General features: G+C 61.3%; 17 protein-coding genes. 9 read left to right on the forward strand and 8 right to left on the reverse strand.

The window, feature by feature from the left end:
- Positions 1–53: 53 nt before the first annotated feature.
- Positions 54–677, reverse strand: a complete 624-nt coding sequence (locus tag CFter6_RS01045) for a hypothetical protein (protein WP_061538374.1) — start codon at positions 675–677, stop codon at positions 54–56.
- Between the two features lie 152 nt (positions 678–829).
- Between CFter6_RS01045 and CFter6_RS01050 the strand changes: the two genes are divergently transcribed.
- Positions 830–1,510, forward strand: coding sequence for a heavy metal response regulator transcription factor (locus CFter6_RS01050; protein WP_061538375.1), 681 nt, complete (start codon positions 830–832; stop codon positions 1,508–1,510).
- Positions 1,507–2,910: a heavy metal sensor histidine kinase gene (locus CFter6_RS01055; protein ID WP_061538376.1), complete on the forward strand. Its 1,404-nt coding sequence runs from the start codon at positions 1,507–1,509 to the stop codon at positions 2,908–2,910. The genes CFter6_RS01050 and CFter6_RS01055 overlap by 4 nt, the downstream gene beginning before the upstream one ends.
- Before the next feature lie 80 nt (positions 2,911–2,990).
- Here CFter6_RS01055 and phnD read toward each other — a convergent pair whose 3' ends face one another.
- Complete coding sequence (gene phnD / locus CFter6_RS01060) at positions 2,991–3,989, reverse strand: phosphate/phosphite/phosphonate ABC transporter substrate-binding protein (protein ID WP_082814505.1); 999 nt, start codon at positions 3,987–3,989, stop codon at positions 2,991–2,993.
- Positions 3,990–4,127: 138 nt separating this feature from the next.
- Positions 4,128–5,441, reverse strand: coding sequence for a haloacid dehalogenase-like hydrolase (locus tag CFter6_RS01065; protein WP_061538378.1), 1,314 nt, complete (start codon positions 5,439–5,441; stop codon positions 4,128–4,130).
- 351 nt (positions 5,442–5,792) lie between these two features.
- On the opposite strand from CFter6_RS01065, the gene CFter6_RS01070 reads away from it, so the two are divergent.
- Positions 5,793–6,968, forward strand: a complete 1,176-nt coding sequence (locus CFter6_RS01070; protein ID WP_167351331.1) for a geranylgeranyl reductase family protein — start codon at positions 5,793–5,795, stop codon at positions 6,966–6,968.
- Between the two features lie 67 nt (positions 6,969–7,035).
- Here the strand turns inward: CFter6_RS01070 and CFter6_RS01075 are convergent, their stop codons facing one another.
- The gene (locus CFter6_RS01075; RefSeq protein ID WP_061538380.1) at positions 7,036–7,575 is read right to left on the reverse strand and encodes a methylated-DNA--[protein]-cysteine S-methyltransferase; all 540 of its coding nucleotides are present in this window, start codon (positions 7,573–7,575) and stop codon (positions 7,036–7,038) included.
- A gap of 229 nt (positions 7,576–7,804) precedes the next feature.
- Here CFter6_RS01075 and CFter6_RS01080 point away from each other — a divergent pair, with 229 nt between their 5' ends.
- Both CFter6_RS01080 and CFter6_RS01085 read left to right on the forward strand, forming a co-directional pair.
- Positions 7,805–8,263 carry a (2Fe-2S)-binding protein gene (locus CFter6_RS01080; protein WP_061538381.1) on the forward strand — a complete coding sequence of 153 codons (459 nt, stop codon included), beginning with the start codon at positions 7,805–7,807 and terminating at the stop codon, positions 8,261–8,263.
- Between the two features lie 10 nt (positions 8,264–8,273).
- On the forward strand, positions 8,274–10,481 hold the full coding sequence (locus CFter6_RS01085; RefSeq protein ID WP_061538382.1) for a xanthine dehydrogenase family protein molybdopterin-binding subunit: 2,208 nt from the start codon (positions 8,274–8,276) through the stop codon (positions 10,479–10,481).
- Positions 10,482–10,568: 87 nt separating this feature from the next.
- Here CFter6_RS01085 and CFter6_RS01090 read toward each other — a convergent pair whose 3' ends face one another.
- A complete protein-coding gene (locus tag CFter6_RS01090) occupies positions 10,569–11,612 on the reverse strand; it encodes a Glu/Leu/Phe/Val family dehydrogenase (protein ID WP_061538383.1) in 1,044 nt (347 codons plus the stop codon).
- Between the two features lie 330 nt (positions 11,613–11,942).
- Between CFter6_RS01090 and CFter6_RS01095 the strand changes: the two genes are divergently transcribed.
- Complete coding sequence (locus tag CFter6_RS01095; RefSeq protein WP_061538384.1) at positions 11,943–12,185, forward strand: type II toxin-antitoxin system Phd/YefM family antitoxin; 243 nt, start codon at positions 11,943–11,945, stop codon at positions 12,183–12,185.
- Entirely contained in the window at positions 12,182–12,601 is a 420-nt protein-coding gene (locus CFter6_RS01100; RefSeq protein ID WP_061538385.1) for a type II toxin-antitoxin system VapC family toxin, read from the forward strand. The genes CFter6_RS01095 and CFter6_RS01100 overlap by 4 nt, the downstream gene beginning before the upstream one ends.
- Positions 12,602–12,646: 45 nt before the next feature.
- On the opposite strand, the gene CFter6_RS01105 is transcribed toward CFter6_RS01100, so the two are convergent.
- The 3 genes from CFter6_RS01105 to CFter6_RS01115 form a co-directional block, all read right to left on the reverse strand.
- Positions 12,647–13,897, reverse strand: coding sequence for a DEAD/DEAH box helicase (locus CFter6_RS01105; protein WP_061538386.1), 1,251 nt, complete (start codon positions 13,895–13,897; stop codon positions 12,647–12,649).
- A 124-nt stretch (positions 13,898–14,021) separates the two neighbouring features.
- Complete coding sequence (locus CFter6_RS01110) at positions 14,022–16,505, reverse strand: DEAD/DEAH box helicase (protein ID WP_061538387.1); 2,484 nt, start codon at positions 16,503–16,505, stop codon at positions 14,022–14,024.
- The gene (locus tag CFter6_RS01115; protein WP_061538388.1) at positions 16,502–17,272 is read right to left on the reverse strand and encodes a fumarylacetoacetate hydrolase family protein; all 771 of its coding nucleotides are present in this window, start codon (positions 17,270–17,272) and stop codon (positions 16,502–16,504) included. Before CFter6_RS01115 ends, CFter6_RS01110 begins: the two co-directional genes overlap by 4 nt.
- A 154-nt stretch (positions 17,273–17,426) precedes the next feature.
- On the opposite strand from CFter6_RS01115, the gene CFter6_RS01120 reads away from it, so the two are divergent.
- Together CFter6_RS01120 and CFter6_RS01125 are read left to right on the forward strand one after the other, a co-directional pair.
- The gene (locus CFter6_RS01120) at positions 17,427–19,649 is read left to right on the forward strand and encodes a S9 family peptidase (RefSeq protein ID WP_236904481.1); all 2,223 of its coding nucleotides are present in this window, start codon (positions 17,427–17,429) and stop codon (positions 19,647–19,649) included.
- A 37-nt stretch (positions 19,650–19,686) separates the two neighbouring features.
- Positions 19,687–21,879, forward strand: a complete 2,193-nt coding sequence (locus tag CFter6_RS01125) for a prolyl oligopeptidase family serine peptidase (protein ID WP_061538389.1) — start codon at positions 19,687–19,689, stop codon at positions 21,877–21,879.
- Positions 21,880–21,965 lie beyond the last annotated feature (86 nt).

The following is a 21,965-nucleotide window of genomic DNA, read 5'->3' on the forward strand; positions in this document are numbered from 1 at the left end:
GTCAAAAATCTTGTAGAAATCGCCGCGGACGGCCGGGCCGCCCGCAAACAGCATTACATCGGCGGGACTACGCCATTGATACCTACCGTGGCGCGGCCGACAACATCGCTGCCGTCGGCAGCCTTGCTGACGAAAAACACGCCATGCGCGCCAGCCACCAGCAGGCTGCGGTCACCCTTGTTGAGGCTGACGATAGGGACATCGGCCGGCACCACGATTTTCTTTTCGCCATCCGGATACTTGACCGTGATGGTGCGGCCGCTGGTCACCACCACGTCGCCCACGGTGCCGTTGGTCATGCTGCTCTTCTTGCCCAGGTCCCAGGCGTAATGGCCTTCGCCGGCCTTCATCCCGGCCGGGAACACGTGCACTTCCAGCGCCTTCAGGCTGCCGTCCGGCAAAGGCACGGCGGCGCTACCGATGAAGCTGTCGGACTTGATATCGGTAATCGCTGCGTGGCTGACCGAGAACAGCATCAGGTCGGGCGCCAGTTTCAGGGTCTGTTTCTTGCCCGCCTTGGTGCTGACTTCGAGGCTGTCGGGATTCACCTTGTCGATGGTGGCGCGCACCCGTACCACCGGCGCAGCGGTTTGGGCGGCGGCGATGCTGCCATAGGCCAGGAATGCGGATGCTGCCAATACAGGAACAAGCCGGCGCAGAAGTTGTGTGGTTTTCATGAAAACGGTCTCGGTGGTTGCTGGGAATCCCAGTCTAGGACCGGCGCAGTGTCTTATCGGTGACATATGAATGACAATATTGTCATTATTCGCGGCAGGCGAATTGATAGAATGGACCGTATTTCCATCACCGGTTCCAACCCAGGTCCAGCATGTCCATCCTCGTCATCGAAGACGATCCCAAGACCGGCGCCTACCTCAAGAAAGGTTTGCGCGAATCCGGCTATGCGGTCGACCTGGTCCGCAACGGTAGCGACGGCTTGCACATGGCGCTGGAAAACAGCTACGACCTGGTGGTGCTGGACGTCATGCTGCCCGGCACCGACGGCTGGAAAATCATGGGCGCGCTGCGCGCAAAACGCGACTTGCCGGTGATCTTCCTGACCGCGCGCGACCATGTCAACGACCGCATACGCGGCCTCGAACTGGGCGCCGACGATTACCTGGTCAAGCCGTTTTCGTTTACCGAACTTCTGTTGCGCATCCGCACCCTGTTGCGGCGCGGCGTGGTGCGCGAGTCGCACGAGCTGGATTTTTTCCAGGTGGCCGACCTTCAGCTCGACCTGCTGCGCCGCAAGGTCACGCGCCAGGGCATCGACATCGTGCTCACCAACAAGGAATTCCTGCTGCTGCACCTGCTGGTCAAGCGCAAGGGCGAGCCGCTGTCGCGCACCGTCATCGCTTCGGAAGTGTGGGACATGAATTTCGACAGCGACACCAATGTGGTCGATGTCGCCATCAAGCGCCTGCGCGCCAAGATCGACAATCCCTTCGAGCATAAACTGATACACACGGTACGCAGCATCGGCTACATGTTTGCGGAAGATCCATGAACATCTGGCGCAGCCAATCGCTGACGGCGCGCGTGACTTTCCTGTTCGCGTTGATCGCTTGCGCGATCGTCACCACCCTCGGCATGTACCTGTATTCGTCGACCCGGCAGGCGCTGGAAACCCGCGCCGACTATTCCCTGATCGGCAAGGTAGAGCATTTTCGCCATCTGCTGCATGACCTGTACAACGTCAAGCAGATGGAAGACCGGCCGACCTTGTTTGAAACCATGCTGGGCAGCGAGCAGGATGTGCTGATGTTCGCTTACCCCGGCCAGGCGCCATTCGTGCGCGTCAATCCCGACAACATGATACCGCCGCAAATGACGCCGCAGAGCCTGGACCAGCCGCTGACGCTGGCGCAGCTGCACGCGGGCGAACGCGCCGACGGCGTGCGGGTGCGCTGGGTATCGGCAGTGGCCGATGTCGGCGGCGACGGCACCAGGGTAGTGATTACCGGCGCCCACGTGATGACCCAGGAGTCGCATATCCTGGCGCGTTATTACTGGCAGGTGATCGCGGCGGCGGCGGTAGCGGTGCTGCTGGCGGCGCTGCTGGGCTTCCTCGTGCTCAAGCGCGGTTTCCTGCCGCTGACGGCGATGGCCGGCCGCGCCGCCGAAGTCAGCCCGACCAATATCGCGATACGCTTGCGGGAAGAAGACGCGCCGCAGGAACTGCGGCGGCTGGCGGCGTCATTCAATGCGATGCTGGACCGGCTGGCCGACGGCTACGAGCATTTGTCGCAGTTTTCCGCCGACCTGGCGCACGAGATACGTACCCCGATCGGGGCGTTGATGGGGCAGACCCAGGTCACCCTCGGCCAGGTGCGCAGCGCCGCCGAATACCAGCAGGTGCTGGAATCGAACCTGGAAGAGCTGCAGCGCCTGAGCCGGATCGTCGAAAATATCCTGTTCCTGGCGCATGCCGACCATGCCGGGCTGGCAGTGGAAAAAACGCCGCTGGTGCTGGCCGACGAGCTGCACAAGATCGCCGATTATTTTGAAGGCGTGGCCGAAGAGCGCGGCATCCGGCTGGAAGTCGACGCCAGCGGCAAGGTGCAAGCCAGCCCGGTGATGTGGCGGCGCGCGGTCAGCAACCTGGTGGTGAATGCGGTGCGTTATGCCGCGCCTGGCAGCACGGTGCGGCTCAGCGGCCGGCCGCAGGAGAAAGGGATAGATGTCGCGGTGGAGAACCAGGGCGATCCGATTCCCGCGGAGCAGCTGGAACGCCTGTTCGACCGCTTTTACCGCGGCGACCAGTCGCGCAGCGAGTATACCGAATCGAATGGCCTGGGGCTGGCCATCGTGCGTGCCATCATGCTGGTGCATGGCGGCAGCGCCGAGGTTGCCTGTTCGCGCGAAGGGCTGATCCGCTTCAGCTTGTATTTCCCGGAGCCCGGGTAGGGTGGGCAGGTTTTTTTGCCCACGCGGTATCGTAATGCATCCGCGTGGGCACGGGTGCCCACCTTACATTCTCGGATCAATTACCGGATGCGCGCCATTTCCAGCGCCATGCTCAGCTTGCCGAAGCGCGCCGTAATTTCTTCAAAAGCTTTTTGTTTTTGCGCCGTGCTCAGTTTGCTGTCGTACATGTTGTTGCGCAGCAGGCCGAACATGGTGAGGTCGGCGATCGGTTTCAGCTGGGCGTCGGTGGAGTGCTGGAAACCGGACAGGTCGAGGATCTTTTGCAGCACGTCGGGCTGGCTGGCAGGATTTTTCGGCTTGCCGTAGGTGACGAAGAAGTCCTCGATCCTGGCTTTGGAAGCGGCCGGCAGGTCCTTGCGGTACAGCAGCGGATCATTCGGGATCAAGGGCGACGACCAGACCACCCGCAATTTGCTGAACTGCTCGGGCGATTCTTTTTTCAGGCGGTCCAGCTCTTCGGTATTGTTGGTCGCGACGTCGACCTGGCCGGCGATCACCGCCTGCAGGTTCTTCTTGTGGTTGCCTACCGTAATATTCCGGAACAGCCGCTCCGGCTCCACCTTGTTCTTGGCGAAGGCATAGTAGGCCGGCACCAGGTAACCCGAAGTCGAACTCTTGTCGCCGTCGTAGAAACTGTAGACGCCCTTGTTGGCCAGGATGTCCTCGAACGATTTGATCGGGCTCTTGGCCGGCGTGATCAGTACCGAGTTGTAGCCGTGCGAACCGTCTTTCTTCACCATCTGCGCAAAGATGGTCGACTGGTTGTCTTCCACCGCTTCCAGCGCGATCTTGCTGCTCAGCCAGGCGACCTGGATGGTGTTCGATTTCAAACCGGCCAGGATGTCGCTGTAGTTGGTGGAAACTACCGTGCGCACTTCCATTTTCGTATATTTGGCAAAATCGTCGATCACCGGCTGCCAGCGCTTCTGGGTATCTTCCGCGGTGGTGGTGGCGATCAGGCCGATGGTGATTTTGCGGGGAGCGTCGTCATCCTTGGCAAAAGCGCAGGACGCGAGCATGGAACACAATACAAGTGCGGTTTTCAGTAATCTCTTCATAAATGCCTATCTGCTTAGTGCGGGTGGTGATGGAAAACGGCTGCATCGGCTGCGCCAAGGCGGTGGCCGAGTGATTCGATATGGGGAGTGAGGGCAGGAGCCGGCTGCCTGCTTGCTGGCAGCCGGCGTGCAACGGATTTAACCGAGCAGCGTTTCGCCGGTCTTGCCGTACTTGATGCTGGCTTCCGACGGCATCCAGTTGCCGGTCAGCTCATTGCGGCCTTGCAGCAGGAAGCGCGGCGATTTGGCGGGGATCTGGTCGGCGGCCAGTTTGGAGAGGTCGCCGATCTTGCCCTTCTTCATGCGGTTGACGATCATGCCCAGCTGGGTATCGGCAAAATCGCGCAGCATGTCATAGTCGCCGTCGCTGTCGCCGGCGACAAACACCGGACCGTAGCCCTTGGCCGCGACCAGTTCTTTCTTGATGACTTCGGTTTTCCCCGGACCCCAGTTGAGCGGCCAGCCGGTTTTGTAGCGGTTGACGAATACGCCGTTGGCGGTTTCCAGGCGCAGCCCGAGCACGTGTTCGCGCTTGACGTTGTAGCCGTATTTTGGCGTCGTCGCAAACACTGCCACCACGTCTTCCAGCGAGGCGGAGCTGACATAGACGTCGATCCCGCTTTGCTCGAACGCATTCATCAAGGTTGCAATCTCGGTGCACAGGCGGATGCCGTGGAAGTGCGTCACGCTGACGACGCCAGCCTGGCCCGGCTGCGCTGCCGGGCTGGTGTACTTGGTCTTGACCAGCCCCAGGCCGAGGTTGTGGTCGTTGGAGGCTTCGGCCAGTTGCTGCACTTCGGCTACCGACATATTGGTGAAGAAATAAATCACCCAGGGGTAACCGACATTCACGCCATAAGTCTCGTTGACGGCTTCGTACAGGTAATACAGCTTGGCGCGGAAATCCTGGAACTGGGCGGTCTCGCGGATTTCTTCCAGCTTCCTGCTGCCCTTCAGTTTTTCATAGTTGTCATACAGGTACTGGTAATCGTCATCGATATCGCTGCAGATGGCTTCCAGTTCGACCGCCTTGCCGGCGGCGTTCTTGAAGTCGGCGGCGAACGGTCCGGCCGGCACGTTCTGGCGGATGATGGCGCCCATTTCCTGCGGGCTCAGCTTGAACGACAGGGTGTTGATCTGGTACATGAGCAATGCCTCTTCGGTATCGTTCATGATGCTGGTGTTGTCCCAGTCGAATACCGCGTAAGGCCGGCGCTTGGGATTGTAGCCGGCGCTGCTGTTGCCGTTGCGCGCCAGCAGGGCTTGCAGCTGCTGATGGTTGCGCGTGCCCCATTTGGCGCGGTCCAGGGCCAGGCCTGCGGCCTTGCTGTCCTTGGCCAGCAGTTCCGACGGCAGCGCCGTCGCCGCCAGCCCCGCCACCAGGCCGCCGGTCAGCAGCGCGCGGCGTTTTTGCAGCATGGTGTTGTCTTCTGTTTTTTTAACGCTTTTCATGGATACTCCCTGTACCGGTTGAAATATTGTCCCTGTTCCATACGTTTTTTTATCTGCCGCTTGAGCAGCCGAATACACTAGCATGTTTCTAATCGGAAACGTATATAAAAGATAAAAGAAAAGCTCTATCCGCCGCTCGCAAGAGGCATGCCTGCATTCACCGGGATTGCCGTTTTCAGCTATGCTGGCGATTCCGCCGGACAGGAGGAATTGCCATGGCCGGTCGTCGATCCAGACACGAGGCGCTGCTGATGAAATCGTCAAGAAGTCGAGCTGTAAGTCGAACTGCGAATCGGGCCGCAAATCATTGCCCCGGATTTGTCGGACCGGATGGCCTGGGGCGGCGCTGCCATGTCTTTTGACGACACCGTGGCCGACGTGCTGGTGGTCGGCGCCGGGCCGGCTGGTTCGCATCTGGCTTACCTGCTGGCGGAGCAGGGTTTGCAGGTGACCATTATCGACAAGCAGGCTTTTCCGCGCGCCAAAGTATGCGGCGGCGGCCTGTCGCGCAAAGCGATGGACTTGCTTGGCTTCGACCTGGGGCCTGCGATGCACCGGGCGATAGGCGGCGCCATCCTCAATTACCGCAACCGCGACGCCATCGTCAAGGAAGTGGAACCGATGGCGGCTTGCACCGTGGTGCGCAGCGAATTCGATCAAATGCTGCTGGACCGCGCCTGCGCCAAAGGCGTGCGCTTTCTGGCTGAAACTGCGTTTGTCGATGCCTCCGAGGGGGCCGACGCAGTCAGCGTGAGCACCAGCCGCGGCATATTGCGCTGCCGCTTGCTGCTGGCCGCCGACGGCGCCGCCAGCGCGGTGCGAAACAAGCTGTTCGGCAAGGACCTGGTGGCTTACGTGCCGGCCATGGAAGCCATGGTGTGGCCGGCGGCAGGAACGCTGGAGCGATTCGGCGACCGCGCCCTGTTCGATTTCGACGGCATGCCGCGCGGCTACGGCTGGATTTTCCCCAAGCGCGATCATTTTAATGTGGGTGTGTACTCACCGTTCGGCGGTACGGCGTTGCGCCAGCACCTGGACCGTTTCATCGCGGCATATGCCAGCTTGCAGCAGCCATTGCGGGTCGAATACCAGGGTTATGTCATCCCGCTGCAAAATCGCCGCCAGCTGTACCAGCGCGGCCGGGTCTGGCTGCTGGGAGATGCGGCCGGCCTGGCCGAAGCCTTGTTTGGCGAAGGCATTTATTTTGCACTGAAGAGCGCGACCATCGCCGCCAAGGCGATTGCCGCCGATGGGCTGCGCGCCGAATCGGCGCTATACAGCCGCCTGCTGCGCCGCGAGTTGCTGCCCGAACTGCGCGCCGCTGCGTGGATGGCACGCCTGATCTACCGTTTCCCGAAGCTTGCCTTTTCGCACCTGGTGCTCAACCAGCAGATCAATCACGATTTTTCCGGCCTGATCAGCGGCCAGATGGGCTACCGCCATTGCCTGCTGAAAACCGCGCTCGGCTTGCCGCGCTGGCTGCTGCCGAGCAAGGCGCCCGGCAGCGCCGCCGACCATTCCCGTTGAATCAATTGAACAGGCCGGTGCCGGTCGATATCAAGGCGCCGATCCGTTTGACAAGCCGCATTAGATTTTAAAAGCCAGGCAGGCGCAGGCTTTCCGGATCGCCGGCTTCGGCGCGTTCATGGCCTAGCAGCCAGGCCTTGCGTTCCAGGCCGCCGGCAAAACCGGTCAGCTTGCCGTCGGCGCCCACCACCCGGTGGCAGGGCACGATGATGGCGATCGGGTTGGTGGCGTTGGCGCTGCCCACCGCGCGGGCGGCGCCGTTGTGCTCGCCCAGCTGCAAGGCGAGCTTGCCGTAAGTGGTCATCCGGGCCGGCGGGATCTGGCGCAATGCGGCCCATACGCGGTGCTGGAAATCGGTGCCGTTGGTGGCTACCTCGATATCTTTCAACGCGTCCAGCTCGCCGCCGAAATACCGCTGCAACGCCGGTTCCGCGCTGGACGGCGCGGTGGCGGCTTGCAAGTCGTAATGGCCGTAGTGGGTAGCCAGCAAGCTGCGCATGCGCGGCTCATAGTCTTCGAAATCCAGCGCGCGTACGCGGTCCTGGCTATCGGTGACCAGCAGGATGACGCCGATGGGCGATGCGATCCGGTGCAGGAATAAGTTCATGGTGATAATCTCGTCAGATGGTATGGCATAGTTTAGCCGTAGCTGCGGGTCTGCGCACCCCGCTGCTTGCTTTCAAATTCGGTAGATATCAGTGTAACGGCGAAGTGGCTTTATTTTTCATATTTCGCTGTTTATAGTAGTGAAGCAGCTTAGTGAAGTAGCTTAGTGAAACAACTGCATGGCTGCATGACACACGCAATCCCGCCCCAACCCTTTTGGAGAAATCGCAATGATGAGTCTTCAGGTGAACGGCCTTACCGTGGAAGTCGACGTCGCCGCGGATACCCCCTTGCTGTGGGTGCTGCGTGAAAATCTCAAGCTGACCGGCAGCAAATTCGGCTGCGGCATCGCTGCCTGCGGCGCTTGCACCGTGCATGTCGGCGGCAATGCGGTGCGCTCCTGCTCCTATCCTGTCTCCGCGGTCGGCCAGCAGGCGGTGACGACCATAGAAGCAGTCGCCGCCGATCCGGTCGGCAAGGCAGTGCAAGTGGCCTGGATCAAGCATGACGTGCCGCAATGCGGCTACTGCCAAAGCGGGCAGGTGATGACTGCGGTCGATTTCCTCAAGAAGAAACGCCATCCGAGCGAGGCTGAAGTGGTCGCCGCCATGGGCGGCAACCTGTGCCGCTGCGGCGCCTACCAGCGCATCAAGGCGGCGGTGCTGGACGCTTCCAGATCTTTGGCATAAGGAGTCCACCATGACCGCAGAATCTCTCGTAGCGAATCCGCTGCCGCTGAAGCACTCGCGCCGCAAATTCCTCAAAGCATCCGCCGCCGGCGGCGCCGGCCTGGTGCTCGGGTTTTTTATCCCGGGCCTGGGCCGCATCGCCGAGGCCCAGGCTGTCGCTCCCAAGATTTACCAGCCTAACGCCTTCCTGCGGGTCGGCGCCGACAATAGCGTGGTGGTGCAGGTTTCCAAGGCCGATATCGGCCAGGGCACCCTGACCGCGCTGCCGATGCTGCTGGCAGAAGAGCTCGATTGCGACTGGAGCAATGTGCGGGCCGAACTGGCCAAGGGTGAAGATGTTTTCCGCGATCCGGCATTCGGTATCCAGATGGTGGGAGGCTCTACCAGCGTCGCCCACAGTTTCCAGCAATACCGCGAGGTTGGCGCCCGCGCGCGCAGCATGCTGGTGGCAGCCGCCGCCAGCGAATGGAAGGTCGATCCGGCCAGCTGCAAGACGGCGAAAGGCGTGATCACCGGCCCGCGTGGCCAGCGCGCGAGCTACGGTTCGGTGGCCAATGCGGCGATGCTGTTGCCGGTGCCGGACAAGGTGCAGCTGAAAGATCCAAAGCAATTCACCATCATCGGCAAGGCGACGCCGCGGCTGGATACGGCCGCCAAATCCAGCGGCCAGCAGAAATTCGGCATCGATCTCGACCTGCCGGGCATGAAAGTGGCGATGCTGGCGCGGGCCGTGCCGTGGGGCGCCAAGATTGGCAAGCTCGATGACAGCGCGGCCAAGGCGATCCCCGGAGTGCGCAAGATCTTCACGATTCCTGGCATCCGCGGCGGCCAGAGCGTGGTGGTGGTGGCCGACGGCTACTGGATCGCCAAGAAAGCGCGCGATGCGCTGAACATCGAATGGGATGCGAGCGGCGTCGAGCAGCCCAGTTCGGAACAATTGTTCGCCAGCTACCGGGAAGCGGTGATGAAACCCGGCACGCCGGCAAATAAGGTCAATCAGGCCGATGTGTCGGCGCTGGCCGCTGCGCCCAAGGTCATCGACGCCATCTTCGAGTTTCCCTATCTGGCGCATACGCCGATGGAGCCGCTCAACATGACGCTGCATTTCACCGGCGACGCCTGCACGGTATGGGCCGGTTCGCAGTTCCAGTCGATGGACCGGCAGGCGATCGCCAAGGTGCTGGGCCTGGCGCTGACGAAGGTTGAGTTCAACACCATGATGTCGGGCGGCGCGTTTGGCCGGCGCGCCTTGCCGGAATCGGAGAATGCAGTGGAGGCTGCGTATGTGGCCAAGGTCATGCGCGGCACGCCGGTCAAGATCATGTATTCGCGCGAAGACGACATCAAGAGCGGTTATTACCGGCCGATGCATGTGCACCGGGTCCGCATCGGTTACGACGCACGTGGCAAGATCGCCGCCTGGGAGCACGTGATCGCCGGCCAGTCGATCCTGGCCGGCAGTCCGTTTGAATCGTCCATGGTCAAGGATGGCGTCGACGGCACCATGACCGAAGGCGTGCTGGAATCGCACTATGCGATCCCGAACCTGGCGCTGTCTGTGCACAACATGAAGGCCAATGTGCCGGTGCTGTGGTACCGCTCGGTGGGCCATAGCCACAACGCGTTTGTGATGGAAACCCTGGTCGACGAAATCGCCAGGTCAGTCGGCCGCGATCCGGTCGAATACCGGGCCAGCCTGTTCGACAAGTCGGCCAAGCGCAGCAAGCAGGCGCTGGAACTGGCGGTGGCCCGCTCCGGCTACGGCAAGCGCAAGCTGCCGGCCGGCCAGGCCTGGGGAGTCGCCGTCCATCACGGCTTCAATACCTCGATTGCCTACGTGGTGGAAGTGTCGCTGAAAGACGGCAAGCCGCAAGTGCATCGGGTGACCGCCGGCGTCCATTGCAACATGGCGATCAATCCGCGCACCATCGAAGCGCAGATCCAGGGCGGCGTGGTGTTCGGCATCTCTACTACCTTGCCCGGCAATGAAATCACCTTGAAAAACGGCGTGGTGCAGCAATCCAATTTTTCCGATTACACGCCGGCCTACATGGCCAGCTGTCCGCAGGTCGACGTCCATGTGGTGCCCAGCGCCGATGCACCGACCGGGGTCGGCGAGCCGCCGGTGCCGCCGATCGCGCCGGCCATCGCCAATGCCATCGCCGCCTTGACCGGCAAGCGTTTGCGCAAGCTGCCGTTCGCTGCCATCACGGCCTGACTGGAATGTAAAAATGGCGCCGGAGGGCGCCATGATGGAACAGGTGGGCAGGTACGCTGTGCCTGCCCTGCATTTCAGAATTGCCTCTTAATGCTTGAAATGCGGCTTGAAACGTGCCTCTGCCAGCTTATCTGCCACCACGCTGGTAGGCAGGCCTTCGGCATCGGCGCGTTTGAAGATTTCAGACAATGTCACGCCGATTTCACGCACGTGCGCTTCGACGTCGGCTTCCGGTTTGTCGTAATACTCGTAGCAGACCTTGATGATGCCGCCGGCGTTGATCACGAAATCCGGCACATACAGCACTTCCTTGCGGCGCAGCAGTTCGCCGACTTCGGCCGTGGCCAGCTGGTTGTTGGCGGCGCCGGCGACAATCTTGGCTTTCAGGCGCGACAGGGTCGCGGGGTTGAGTGTGGCGCCCAGCGCGCACGGCGCGTAGATGTCGGCTTGCACGTCATAGATGGCGTCGGTTTCGACGATTTCGGCGCCGAATTCAGCGTGCGCGCGTTCCAGCGCAGCCTGGTCGATATCGGTGACGATCAGCTTGGCGCCGGCGGCATGCAGGCGGCGTGCGTAGTCGTAGCCGACATTGCCCAGTCCTTGCACGGCGACCGTCAGGCCTTCCAGCGAATCGCGTCCCAGGTAGTGCTTGACCGCGGCTTGCGCGCCGACAAAACAGCCGAGCGCGGTGAACGGCGACGGATCGCCGCTGGCGCCAAGGCCTGCGACATATTTTGTCCTGGCGGCGATATGCGCCATGTCGGCCGGACTGGTGCCGACGTCTTCCGCCGTGATGTAGCGGCCGCCCAGGCGTTCCAGGGCTTCGCCCATGGCTTCGAACAAGGCAGGGGTCTTGGCGCTCTTCGGATTGCCGATGATCACGCTCTTGCCGCCGCCGATAGGCAGGCCGGCAACTGCATTCTTGTAGGTCATGCCGCGCGACAGGCGCAGCACATCGTTGACGGCGACGGCTTCGCTGGCGTAGTCCCACATGCGGCAACCGCCCATGGCCGGGCCGAGGTTGGTGTTGTGGACAGCGATGATGCCTCTGAGGCCGGATTTTTCTTCTGCGACGAAGACCACTTGCTCGTGGTTGTCGAAATTCAGTTCGTTAAAAATGAAGGTGCTCATGCTTTTGGCTCCGTGCGGATAGCATTCACTCGTCCGGATAGGGCGGGTTATGGTTTTCCGGTGTTCTAGGGTTAAGGACAGTAATGCGCGTGTTTGCGGCGGGTTGGTGCCGGAAACGGGTATGGCCGTGATTGTGTCACGCAGGCGAGAGTGTAATTTATCGCTATGTGAAACTCAATTGGGTTCGCATTTCTATCTAAGATAAGATCTAAATAATTATTAAAAGAATAATTTATCTTGATCGTAATGGCAATATAGATGACAGGGAAATGCGGATTTTCGTGATCTGTAATAAACTAGGTCAATGAACTAGTTTGATGGAGAATTGCCATGTTCCAGGAAATCGGCGCTTTCGACGCCAAAGCCAAATTATCTGAACTGCTGCGTGGAGTGGGGCACGGACAGCGCTATACCATTACCGTCAGGGGGAAGCCCGTTGCTGATCTCGTCCCAAGCGAAACTTCTGCGCAGAATGACGCCATAGCCGCTGTTGCTTCCATGCAGGCATTCAAGAAAGTCCTGGGGCTTGGTGCCGAAGATATCAGCGAAATGATTTCTGAAGGCCGCCGATGATTCTGGTACTTGATGCTTCGACCGCGCTGGCATGGATATATGCGCGCGAAAAACCGGATGAGGCGGCATGTGCGGAACGGGTATTGCAAGCTACGGCAGAGATGGAGGTTGTGGTGCCGTCGCTTTGGCATACCGAAATTGCAAACGCGCTGCTGGTTGGCGAACGACGCAAGATCATTACGGAAGCTCAGGCGTTTGACTACCTGGCACGACTAGCCAGGTTGCCAATCGCAACCGACAATGTAATGCCCGCTGCTCGCCAGGATCAGGTAATGGCGATTGCGCGGGCATATAGCCTGAGCGCTTATGACGCTACTTACCTGGATCTGGCGCTGCGAATGGGAGCTGTCCTGGCAACGTTTGACGGAAAGCTCGCGGCAGCAATGCAAGGGGCTGGCGGCGTCTTGTTTAAATGACTGTTGTTCAGGAAATTGTCATCCATGGGCGAACGGTAGTCTTGCCTAATCGGTCTTGCCACGTGCCGCCGCCTCACGCAGCTTGTCCTTTTTGCTCTTGCGCTTGCCTTTGATGCCGCCATCGGCTGACGATTCCACGCTCGCCAATATAGCGCTGACGACAGGCTCGAAACCAGCAATCTGTTCGCGTTTGCATTTCAGCTGGTGACGTTTTTCAATCAGGTGGAAATGCGCCTCCGTCTCGGCGCTGACAAAACTGATGGCGATGCCGCTCTTGCCGGCGCGCCCTGTGCGGCCGATGCGGTGCGTATAGTCCACCGCGGAGCGCGGCAAATCGTAGTTCAGGACCACCGGCAGTTGCGCAATGTCGATCCCGCGCGCGGCGACATCGGTGGCGACCAGCACTTGCAGCTTGCTGGCCTTGAAATCCGCCAGCACTTCATCGCGCGCGCCCTGGCTGAATTCGCCGTGGAAGGCGGCTGCCTTGATTCCTGCGCGATGCAGCTTGTCCGCAATATGCTCCGCCGCGTATTTGGTGGCGACAAAAACCAGCACCCGGCCCCAGTTGTTCTCTTTCAGCAGGTGCCGCAGCAGTTGCGTGCGGCGGCCGGCGTCGACCATGATTGCGCGCTGCTCGATGTCCGGCTGGTTCTGCGCCAATGCCGGGACGGCGATACGGGCCGGCTCATGCAGCATCCTGGCGGCGAATGCGTGCACCGCGCTTGGAAACGTAGCCGAGAAAAACAGGTTCTGGCGTTGTTTGGGCAACAGCGCCAGGATGCGGCCGATTTCATCTGCAAATCCCATGTCGAGCAGGCGATCGGCTTCATCCAGCACCAGCGACGATACCGCCGCAATGCTGAGGGCGTTGTGCTCGATCAGGTCGAGCAGACGGCCAGGCGTCGCCACCACGATATCGGCGCCGCCGCGCAGGTCCATCATTTGCGGGTTGATCGAGACGCCGCCGAACAGGGCGGCGATCTTCAGCGATTGCGGAGCGGCTTGCGCCAGGAGGCGGATAGCTTCGGCAGTCTGCTGCGCCAGTTCGCGGGTAGGGACCAGCACCAGCACGCGCAGCCGGCGTGGTTTCTCGCCGGGGCTGTCTTGCATCAACTGCAGTAGCGGCAGCGCGAACGCCGCAGTCTTGCCGGAGCCGGTTTGCGCCGCCGCCAGTACATCGCCGCCGCGCAGGATTGCGGGAATCGCCGCCACCTGGACAGGAGTTGGCGTGACGTAGCCACGTTCGGCAACGGCTTGCAGGATGACGGGGGACAGGCCCAGGGAGGAAAATGACATGACAACGGGCCTTGACAGCTTGTAAGGCTGCCATCTTACCATTTGCGCCGGCCGGCAATCCCAGGCAGTTAATTAGGGTCAGAGTCGAATAAAAAAATATTCGACTCTGACCCTAATTAACTGCTCAGGCCAGCGGCGCCAGCAACAGCTGCAAATCTTCGCTGCTGAACTTGGTCGCTAATGCCGCATCGCTGCCGAGTACACCTTCAGCCAGCGCCGCCTTGCGCGCCTGTAGTTCGATGATGCGTTCTTCTATGCTGCCTTCAACCACTACTTTATAGACGAACACGGTCTGGTCCTGGCCGATGCGGTGGGCGCGCGCTGTGGCTTGTTCTTGTACTGCCGGGTTCCACCACGGATCGATGTGGATCACGGTGTCGGCGGCGGTCAGGTTGAGGCCGACGCCGCCGGCTTTGAGGCTGATCAGCAGCAAGGGCACTGTCTTGCTTTGGAACTCCGCCACCAGTGCGCCGCGTTTTGCCGGCGGCGTCTTGCCGGTCAGCGCAAGCCACGGCAGTTGCATGGTATCGAGTTCGACGGCGACCAGGTCCAGCATTTCAGTGAACTGGGAAAACACCAGGATGCGCCGGCCTTCCGCCACCAAAGCCGGCAGCATGTCGCGCAGCAGCTCCAGTTTGGCGCGTTCGATGGTGGCCGGATGCTCCATGCCTTTCAGCAGGAACGGATCGCAGCATACTTGCCTCAGCTTGAGCAAGGCATCGAGGATCGTGATCTGGCCGCCGCTGAAGCCTTTGCGCTTGAGGACGCGGCGCACCTGTTCATCGGCGGCCAGCCTGACGCTTTCGTATAGGTCGCGCTGCTGTCCTTGCAATTGCACCAGCTTGACGGTTTCGGTGCGCGGCGGCAGTTCGCTTGCCACTTCGTCCTTGCGCCGCCTCAGGATGAACGGCCTGACCCGCTGCGCCAGCAACTGCGCACGCAAGGTCTGGCCGCCGATTTCTATCGGCTTGCGCCACAAGCGCGTGAAACTGCGCATGTCGCCGAGGAAGCCGGGCATCAGGAAATCGAATTGCGTCCACAGTTCTCCCAGATGGTTTTCCAGCGGCGTGCCGGTGATGCACAGCCGGTGCCGAGCGCGCAGGCGCCGCACGGCCCCTGCGCTGCGGGCGGTAGCGTTTTTCACGGTCTGCGCTTCATCCAGGATCAGCATATGGAAGGGCTGGGCTTCCAGCGCTGCGCGGTCGCGCCACAGCAGCGGATAGGTGGTGAGGATCAGGTCGTATTCTGCCATGCGCGGGAAATCCCGATGGCGTTCCGGCCCCTGCAAGGCAAGCACGCGCAAGCCGGGCGCCATGCGCCTGGCCTCGGCCTGCCAGTTGAATATCAGCGAAGTCGGCAGTACGGCCAGCGCCGGCAGGTCGAGGCGGCCTGCCTGTTTTTCTATCAGCAGGTGGGCCAGCGCCTGCGCGGTTTTTCCCAGGCCCATGTCATCCGCCAGGATGCCGGCCAGGTGATGCTCGCGCAGGTATTGCAGCCAGGCGACGCCATGCAATTGATAGGGGCGCAGGGTAACGCCGAGGCCGGCCGGCGGACTCACGGTTTGCGGTGTGCCGGCGCCTTGCAGTCGTTGCGCCAGCGCGCGCAGGCCGACGTCGCCCTGCAACTGCCAGGCGCCGTGGGCGCCGGCGCGTTGGCGCTGTGTGTCGAGCAAGCTCAGGCGCATCGTTTCAAGGCGATAGGCATCCCATGAGGAAAGCAGCAGCGGGCCTTCCTTGCGCAAGGGATCGGTCAGCAGTTCCAGCATGCTGCCGACGATTGCCTTGAGCGGCGCCGCCAAGGCTTCGATCCGCTTGCCGCCGGGGGCGCGCAGCATGATCAAGGCATGGTCGTCGATCAGGGCAATCTGCTTGGCGTCCAGCCAGCGGCCGTCGCGTTGCAGCAGGTGCGCCAGCAGCGGCACCAGGTCCACCAGCTCGCCATCGATTTCGATGCCCAGGGTCAGCAGCCAGGAACCTTCGCCGGCTGGCAGTCCGAGGGCCGTCACGGCCTGTTCGCGGCCACGCATGCGAGCCGCGACTTCCTTGCCCAGCAGTTCGCCGGTTGCAGGATTGACGATCAGGCGCCAGGCATCCACCGGCACGCTCTCGTGCGCAAAACCGGGACGCACCACGATCGCCCAGCCTTTGGCCTGCAGGCCGGGCAACTGCTCGGCCCAGAAATCGCCGAAGAAATCTTCCTGCACCAGGGTCCAGAGCGAGTCCAGCGTTTGCGCCGCGTCCTGCGCGGCGCTGTCCGTGCGCCATTGCAAAGTGTCGGCCGGCAGCGGATACAGGCCCAGTTCCCACACCAGGTCGAGGGCATCGGCTTCGGCGCCCAGGTCGCGCAGCAACAGGCGCCGGCCTTTATCGTCTTCCACCGTTTGCGACGATGCCGGGCGGCGGTTCAGCAAGGCAGTAGGGGCGGCGGTTTCCCATTGCAAGCCGTCATCGGTGACATAAGTCCAGCTGATCTGGACCACCGTCACATTCGGCCCGCGCGGCCCGAACGGACCGGAAGGCCGCATGCCCAGCAGGCCGTCGCCGCGGCCCAGGGTTTTTAATGTCAGGCGCGGCCGGAAACGGCCGACGGCGCTTGCGGCAGAATTCATCTCGGGACGAAGCGGACGCTCAGCTGGCCCAGGTCGCCATATCGGATGGCGATTTCCTGCGCCGCCGGCCAGCCGAAGCTGCCGGCATAAGATCCGGTGATGATGGCTTGGCCGGCTTGCAAGCCCTGTCCCGCGGCACGCAGGAATTCAGCCAGCCAATATAGCGGAGCGCGCGGATTGATGGCGGGATGGCGGCCGTGCAGCTGCTTGGTTTTTCCGTTGCCACTGTCGATCTCTATCGCCAGTTCGACGGCATTGCGCGCGCGTTCTGCATCTACCTGCGGCCCCAGGTACAGCCCCTGGTTGAGCAGTCCGTCTGCCAGGTTTTCAAGAAAATCCGCGTCATCCGGAGTGCTGTAACGGCTGTCTATCAGTTCAAGTGCAAGGTGGGTGCGGGCGATGGCGGCGTCGACCTCTGCCTCGGAATAGGGTAAAGGGCGCGGCGGCAAATCATGGCCGAGAATGAAAGCCAGCTCCGGCTCGATCCTTACCTGGCTGTCGCGCACCCATGCCGTGCATGCGCCGCCGCTGAAGACCGTAGCGCCATAGATGGGCGCCGCCACCGGCTGGCCAGCGGCGGGCATGCCGCACTTCCAGGCAGCTATCGCGTCGCCGATCTGGGCACTGACAAGCGCCTGTATCGCCAACGCCGTCGTGGCATCCGGCGGCCGCAAGCTCAGTGGCAGGCGTGCTCCCTGGACGCCGGTTTTGCGGCGTGTCGCCAGGATGGTTGCGGCGTCGGACAAGGCTTGCTGGGTTTGCGGCATGGCGGCTTTCGGATTGGAGGATGCAGCTGGCCGTGGCGGGCGCAACCGTCTGCCCGATATTTTAGCCGCGAATTAAGCTGCGAACCGCAATCGCCGAGAGCCGGCATATTGTGTTTCCGCCGAATTACGGGTAACTTAGCGGATTGCAACAGAGTTGCATATCAAGGATTGCCCTTACCTGGGCATATCCAGGCGCATTGTCTATCCATACAAGGGATCTGTACTATATGTCTTTTCTTCAGCAACGCACCCATACCCTGGGCGCATTATTCCTGGCTCTGATGACCTCCACTTCCACTCTCGCCGCATCACCCCGACACCGCCGATAGCCGCCAAGCAGGCTTGGCAGGAAATCCGCCACGGAGAAACCGTCACCGACGACTACCACTGGCTGCGCGAAAAGACCAATCCCAAGGTGATCGCCTACCTTAAGGCGGAGAACAGCTACACCCAGGCCATGACCAAGGACCTGGCGCCGCTGTCGAAAAAGCTGTACGGCGAAATGAAGGGCCGCATGAAGGAAACCGACTTGTCGGTGCCGACCCGGCGCGGCAATTATTACTATTACAGCCGCACTGAAGCAGGCCAGCAGTATCCGATTATCTGCCGCCGCCTGGCCAAGGCCGACGCTGGTTTTGCCTATGACGCCAGCGCCAGCGAAGAAATCCTGCTCGATGAAAACCGGCTCGCCAAGGGCAAGGAATTTTTCCACGTCGAGAGTTTTTCTGTCAGTCCCGACGACCGTTACCTGGCGTATTCCACCGACACCACCGGCTACCGCCAGTACCAGTTGCACGTCAAGGATTTGAGCACAGGCAAGCTGCTGGCCGATACCGTGGAACGCGTCACCACCCTGGCCTGGGCCGCGGATAGCCAGACCCTGTTCCTGGTGCAGGAAGACGCCACCACCAAACGTTCCGACCTGCTGCTGCGCCTCAAGTTGGGCAGCAAGCCAGTCGAGGTGTACCGTGAGGCGGTCGAACAGTTCAACCTCGGCGTCGGCAACAGCGGCGACCGCAAATTCATCGAACTCGAAGCGCAAAGCACAGACACCACCGAAGTCAGCCTGCTGCCGGCAGACCAGCCGCAAGGCAGTTTCCGCTCAGTGCTGGGACGTGAAACCGGACACCGCTACCATGTCGATCACCGCGACGGCGAGCTGTTCATCATGACCAACAAGGACGCCAAGAATTTTCGCCTGGTGACGGCGCCGCTGGCGACGCCCGGGCCGGAACACTGGAAAGAACTGATAGCGCACGATCCCAGGGTCTTGCTGGAATCGTTCGAGCTGTTCCGCGATTTTCTGGTGGTCAGCGAAAAGGCGGATGCGCAAGAGCGTTCCCGCATCTACAATTTTGCCGACCATAGCTGGAAGACCCTGCAGTTCGACGAAGCGGTATATACCTCGCACGCCGGCGGCACGCCGGAATTCACTTCTGGCCAATATCGCCTGATGTATGAGTCGCCGGTGACGCCGCCGACCGTATTCGACGTCGACATGGCCAGCGGCGAGCGCAAGCTGCTGAAACAGCAGGAAGTGCCCGGCTACGATCCGGCCCTGTATGAAACCAGGCGCTTGTGGGCCACCGCGCGCGACGGCGTCAAGGTGCCGCTCTGGACTGTAGCCAAGAAAGGCATCAAGCTCGACGGCTCGGCGCCGCTGCTGCTGTACGCCTACGGTTCCTACGGCATCCCGGCCGAAGCGACGTTCTCCAACAGCCGCGTCAGCCTGCTGGATCGCGGCGTGGTGTTTGCCGAAGCGCATATCCGCGGCGGCAACGACATGGGCGAGCATTGGCACGACGACGGCATGCTGATGCACAAGAAGAACACCTTCTACGATTTCATCGACAGCGCCGAATACCTGGTCAAGCAAGGCTGGACCAGCCCGCAGCACCTGATCATCGAAGGCGGCAGCGCCGGCGGCCTGCTGATGGGCGCGGTCACCAACATGCGGCCCGACCTGTTCCATGCGGTGCATGCAGCGGTGCCGTTCGTCGACGTGATGAACACCATGATGGACGCCAGCCTGCCGCTCACCACCGGCGAATACCTGGAGTGGGGCAATCCCAACGAAAAACCTGCCTACGACTATATGCGCAGTTATTCGCCCTACGACAATATCGAACGCAAGGCGTATCCGTCGATGCTGGTCACTACCGGCCTCAACGACAGCCAGGTGATGTACTGGGAGCCGGCGAAATATGTCGCCAGGCTGCGCGCCATGAAAACCGACCCCAATCCCCTGCTGCTCAAGGTGAACATGGGAGCCGGCCACGGCGGCGCTTCCGGCCGCTATGACGCGATCAAGGAACGCTCGTTTGAAATGGCGTGGATGCTGTCGCAGTGGGGTTTGCTGCCATCCGGAAAACGCTAGTCAATCGATCAATACATTCAACTTACCTAGGATTGCCATGCAATTTTTGAACACACCATCGCGACTGTTTGCAGTCACGGCAGTTGCCGCAGTTACTACCTTTATCGCAGCCTTGCCTGCGCAGGCAGTCAGCCTCGCCCCGGTGCAAGACGTCAGCGACGTCCTGCACGGCGTCACGGTGAAAGACCCGTACCGCTATTTCGAAAATGTGAAAGATCCCAAGGTGCAGTCCTGGCTCAAGGAGCAGGGCGAGTCGGCGCGCAAGGAACTGGACCGGATAGAACTGCGCGGCCAGCTGGAACAGCGTATCGCCGAGATTTCCGCCGCCACCGGCGACGATATCCGCGATGTGACGCGAATCCCTGGCAACCAGGTGTATTACCTCAAGCGCGCCCGCGGCGAGAAGCAGTTCAAGCTGGTGGTGCGCGACAGCCTGCAGGGTCCTGAACGAGTGCTGGTCGATCCGGAGCTGGACGCCAAGCGCACCGGCGTACCGCACGCCATCAACTATTTCGTGCCGGCCTGGGATGGCAAGCATGTAGCCTACGGTGTTTCCGCCGGCGGTTCGGAAGATGCCTCGCTTTATATCCTCGATACGGCAAGCGGGAAAAATGTCGGCGAGCCGATTCCGCGTGTGCACGAAGCCCTGCTCGGCTGGCTGCCGGACAGCAAGTCACTCACTTACAACCAGCTGAAAGCGCTCAAGCCGGGCGATCCGGATTCCGAGACCTATCTCGACAGCAAGGTGATGTGGATCAAGGTCGGCGCTGCGGCTGCGGAGGCCAAGGCGGTGTTCGGCCCGACCGTCACCACCGACCTGGGCTTGGCCCGGCTCGATGTCGGCACCATCATCTTCAATCCGGGCAGCCGCTGGATGATTGCCCGCACCACCGACACCACCTTGCCGGAAGGTTTCCTGTTCGTGGCTAACGTCGCCGACCTGGACAAGCCAGCCGTGGCCTGGAAGAAAATATCCAGCTTCGACGACAAGATCACCGATGCAGAATTGAAGGGCAACGACCTGTACCTGCTGACGCACGACCATGCGCCGCGCAACCGTGTGTTGAAACTTGATTTGCGCCATCCTGACCTGAAACTGGCGCGCGAAGTGGCTGCCGCGCCGAAAGACGCAGTGCTGGAGAAATTCTCGCTGACCTCCGATGCACTGATCGGCGAAGTACGCGAGGGTACTTTGATCGTGCTGCGGCGCTACGCTGCCGGCGACGTTAAAGGCCAGAACATCCCGCTGCCGTTCAAGGGCGCCGCCACCGTCCATAACGATCCGGCCCATGCCTACAGCGATGTGCTGTACACATTGAACGGCTGGACCGAGCTGCCGCGCACTTTACTGCTCAAGGGCAAGGTATCGGGCGATCCCGGCCTGCGCGTGAACCCGCCCATGCCTAGCCTGCCCGAAGTGGAAGTAGTCGACGTCAAGGTGCCGAGCTACGACGGCGCGCTGGTGCCGATGACCCTGCTGTACAAGAAAGGCTTGAAACGTGACGGCAGCAATCCGACCTTGCTTGACGGTTATGCTGCTTACGGCTTTTCCCAGACCGCCGGTTTCTCGCCTGCGCGGATGGCCTGGCTCGAGCGCGGCGGCGTGCTGGCCTATGCCAACGTGCGCGGCAGCGGCGTCTACGGCGACGACTGGTACCGGGCCGGCTTCAAAGCCACCAAGTCGAATACGTGGAAGGATGGCGTGGCTTGCGCCAAGTACCTGATCGCCGAAGGTTACGCCACCCCCAAGACGCTGGGTGTGATGGGCACCAGCGCCGGCGGCATCTTTGTCGGCCGCACCGTGACTACCGCGCCTGAACTGTTTGCGGCCGCCATTTTTAATGTCGGCATCATGGACGCCGTGCGCGCCGAAGACAGCGCCAACGGCATTACCAACATCTCCGAATTCGGCAGTGCCAAGAATCCGCAGGAGTTTCCGGCCTTGCTGGAGATGAGCACCTACCATAACATCAAGGACAACACCGCCTATCCTGCCGTCATGCTGGTGCACGGCATGAACGATCCGCGCGTCGACGTCTGGCACAGCGCCAAGACTGCGGCCCGCCTGCAGGCAGCCACCAGCAGCGGCAAGCCGATCCTGCTGCGGCTCGACATGCAGGCCGGCCACGGCGTAGGCAGCACGGCGACCCAGCGTTATGCGCTGTCAGCCGATATCTACAGTTTCCTGCTGTGGCAGATGGGGAAAATAAAGCAAGCGGACAAGGGCTAACTAAGTTTTATCTTAAAAACAGGTATTGCCAACATTCTTTCGGCAATCGAGACAGGCAAGCAAGGAATAATAGGGTCCGACCTTGT

The organism is Collimonas fungivorans (assembly GCF_001584145.1).
GTDB lineage: Bacteria > Pseudomonadota > Gammaproteobacteria > Burkholderiales > Burkholderiaceae_D > Collimonas > Collimonas fungivorans.

What these genes read in the sequence shown, in the direction of transcription:
- CFter6_RS01085 (WP_061538382.1), top strand. Translation starts at nt 8,274, where the DNA reads ATGACCGCAGAATCTCTCGTAGCGAATCCGCTGCCGCTGAAGCACTCG.
- CFter6_RS01090 (WP_061538383.1), bottom strand. Translation starts at nt 11,612, where the DNA reads ATGAGCACCTTCATTTTTAACGAACTGAATTTCGACAACCACGAGCAA.
- CFter6_RS01095 (WP_061538384.1), top strand. Translation starts at nt 11,943, where the DNA reads ATGTTCCAGGAAATCGGCGCTTTCGACGCCAAAGCCAAATTATCTGAA.
- CFter6_RS01115 (WP_061538388.1), bottom strand. Translation starts at nt 17,272, where the DNA reads ATGCCGCAAACCCAGCAAGCCTTGTCCGACGCCGCAACCATCCTGGCG.
- CFter6_RS01080 (WP_061538381.1), top strand. Translation starts at nt 7,805, where the DNA reads ATGATGAGTCTTCAGGTGAACGGCCTTACCGTGGAAGTCGACGTCGCC.
- CFter6_RS01105 (WP_061538386.1), bottom strand. Translation starts at nt 13,897, where the DNA reads ATGTCATTTTCCTCCCTGGGCCTGTCCCCCGTCATCCTGCAAGCCGTT.
- phnD (WP_082814505.1), bottom strand. Translation starts at nt 3,989, where the DNA reads ATGAAGAGATTACTGAAAACCGCACTTGTATTGTGTTCCATGCTCGCG.
- CFter6_RS01110 (WP_061538387.1), bottom strand. Translation starts at nt 16,505, where the DNA reads ATGAATTCTGCCGCAAGCGCCGTCGGCCGTTTCCGGCCGCGCCTGACA.
- CFter6_RS01070 (WP_167351331.1), top strand. Translation starts at nt 5,793, where the DNA reads ATGTCTTTTGACGACACCGTGGCCGACGTGCTGGTGGTCGGCGCCGGG.
- CFter6_RS01055 (WP_061538376.1), top strand. Translation starts at nt 1,507, where the DNA reads ATGAACATCTGGCGCAGCCAATCGCTGACGGCGCGCGTGACTTTCCTG.
- CFter6_RS01050 (WP_061538375.1), top strand. Translation starts at nt 830, where the DNA reads ATGTCCATCCTCGTCATCGAAGACGATCCCAAGACCGGCGCCTACCTC.
- CFter6_RS01045 (WP_061538374.1), bottom strand. Translation starts at nt 677, where the DNA reads ATGAAAACCACACAACTTCTGCGCCGGCTTGTTCCTGTATTGGCAGCA.
- CFter6_RS01125 (WP_061538389.1), top strand. Translation starts at nt 19,687, where the DNA reads ATGCAATTTTTGAACACACCATCGCGACTGTTTGCAGTCACGGCAGTT.
- CFter6_RS01075 (WP_061538380.1), bottom strand. Translation starts at nt 7,575, where the DNA reads ATGAACTTATTCCTGCACCGGATCGCATCGCCCATCGGCGTCATCCTG.
- CFter6_RS01100 (WP_061538385.1), top strand. Translation starts at nt 12,182, where the DNA reads ATGATTCTGGTACTTGATGCTTCGACCGCGCTGGCATGGATATATGCG.
- CFter6_RS01065 (WP_061538378.1), bottom strand. Translation starts at nt 5,441, where the DNA reads ATGAAAAGCGTTAAAAAAACAGAAGACAACACCATGCTGCAAAAACGC.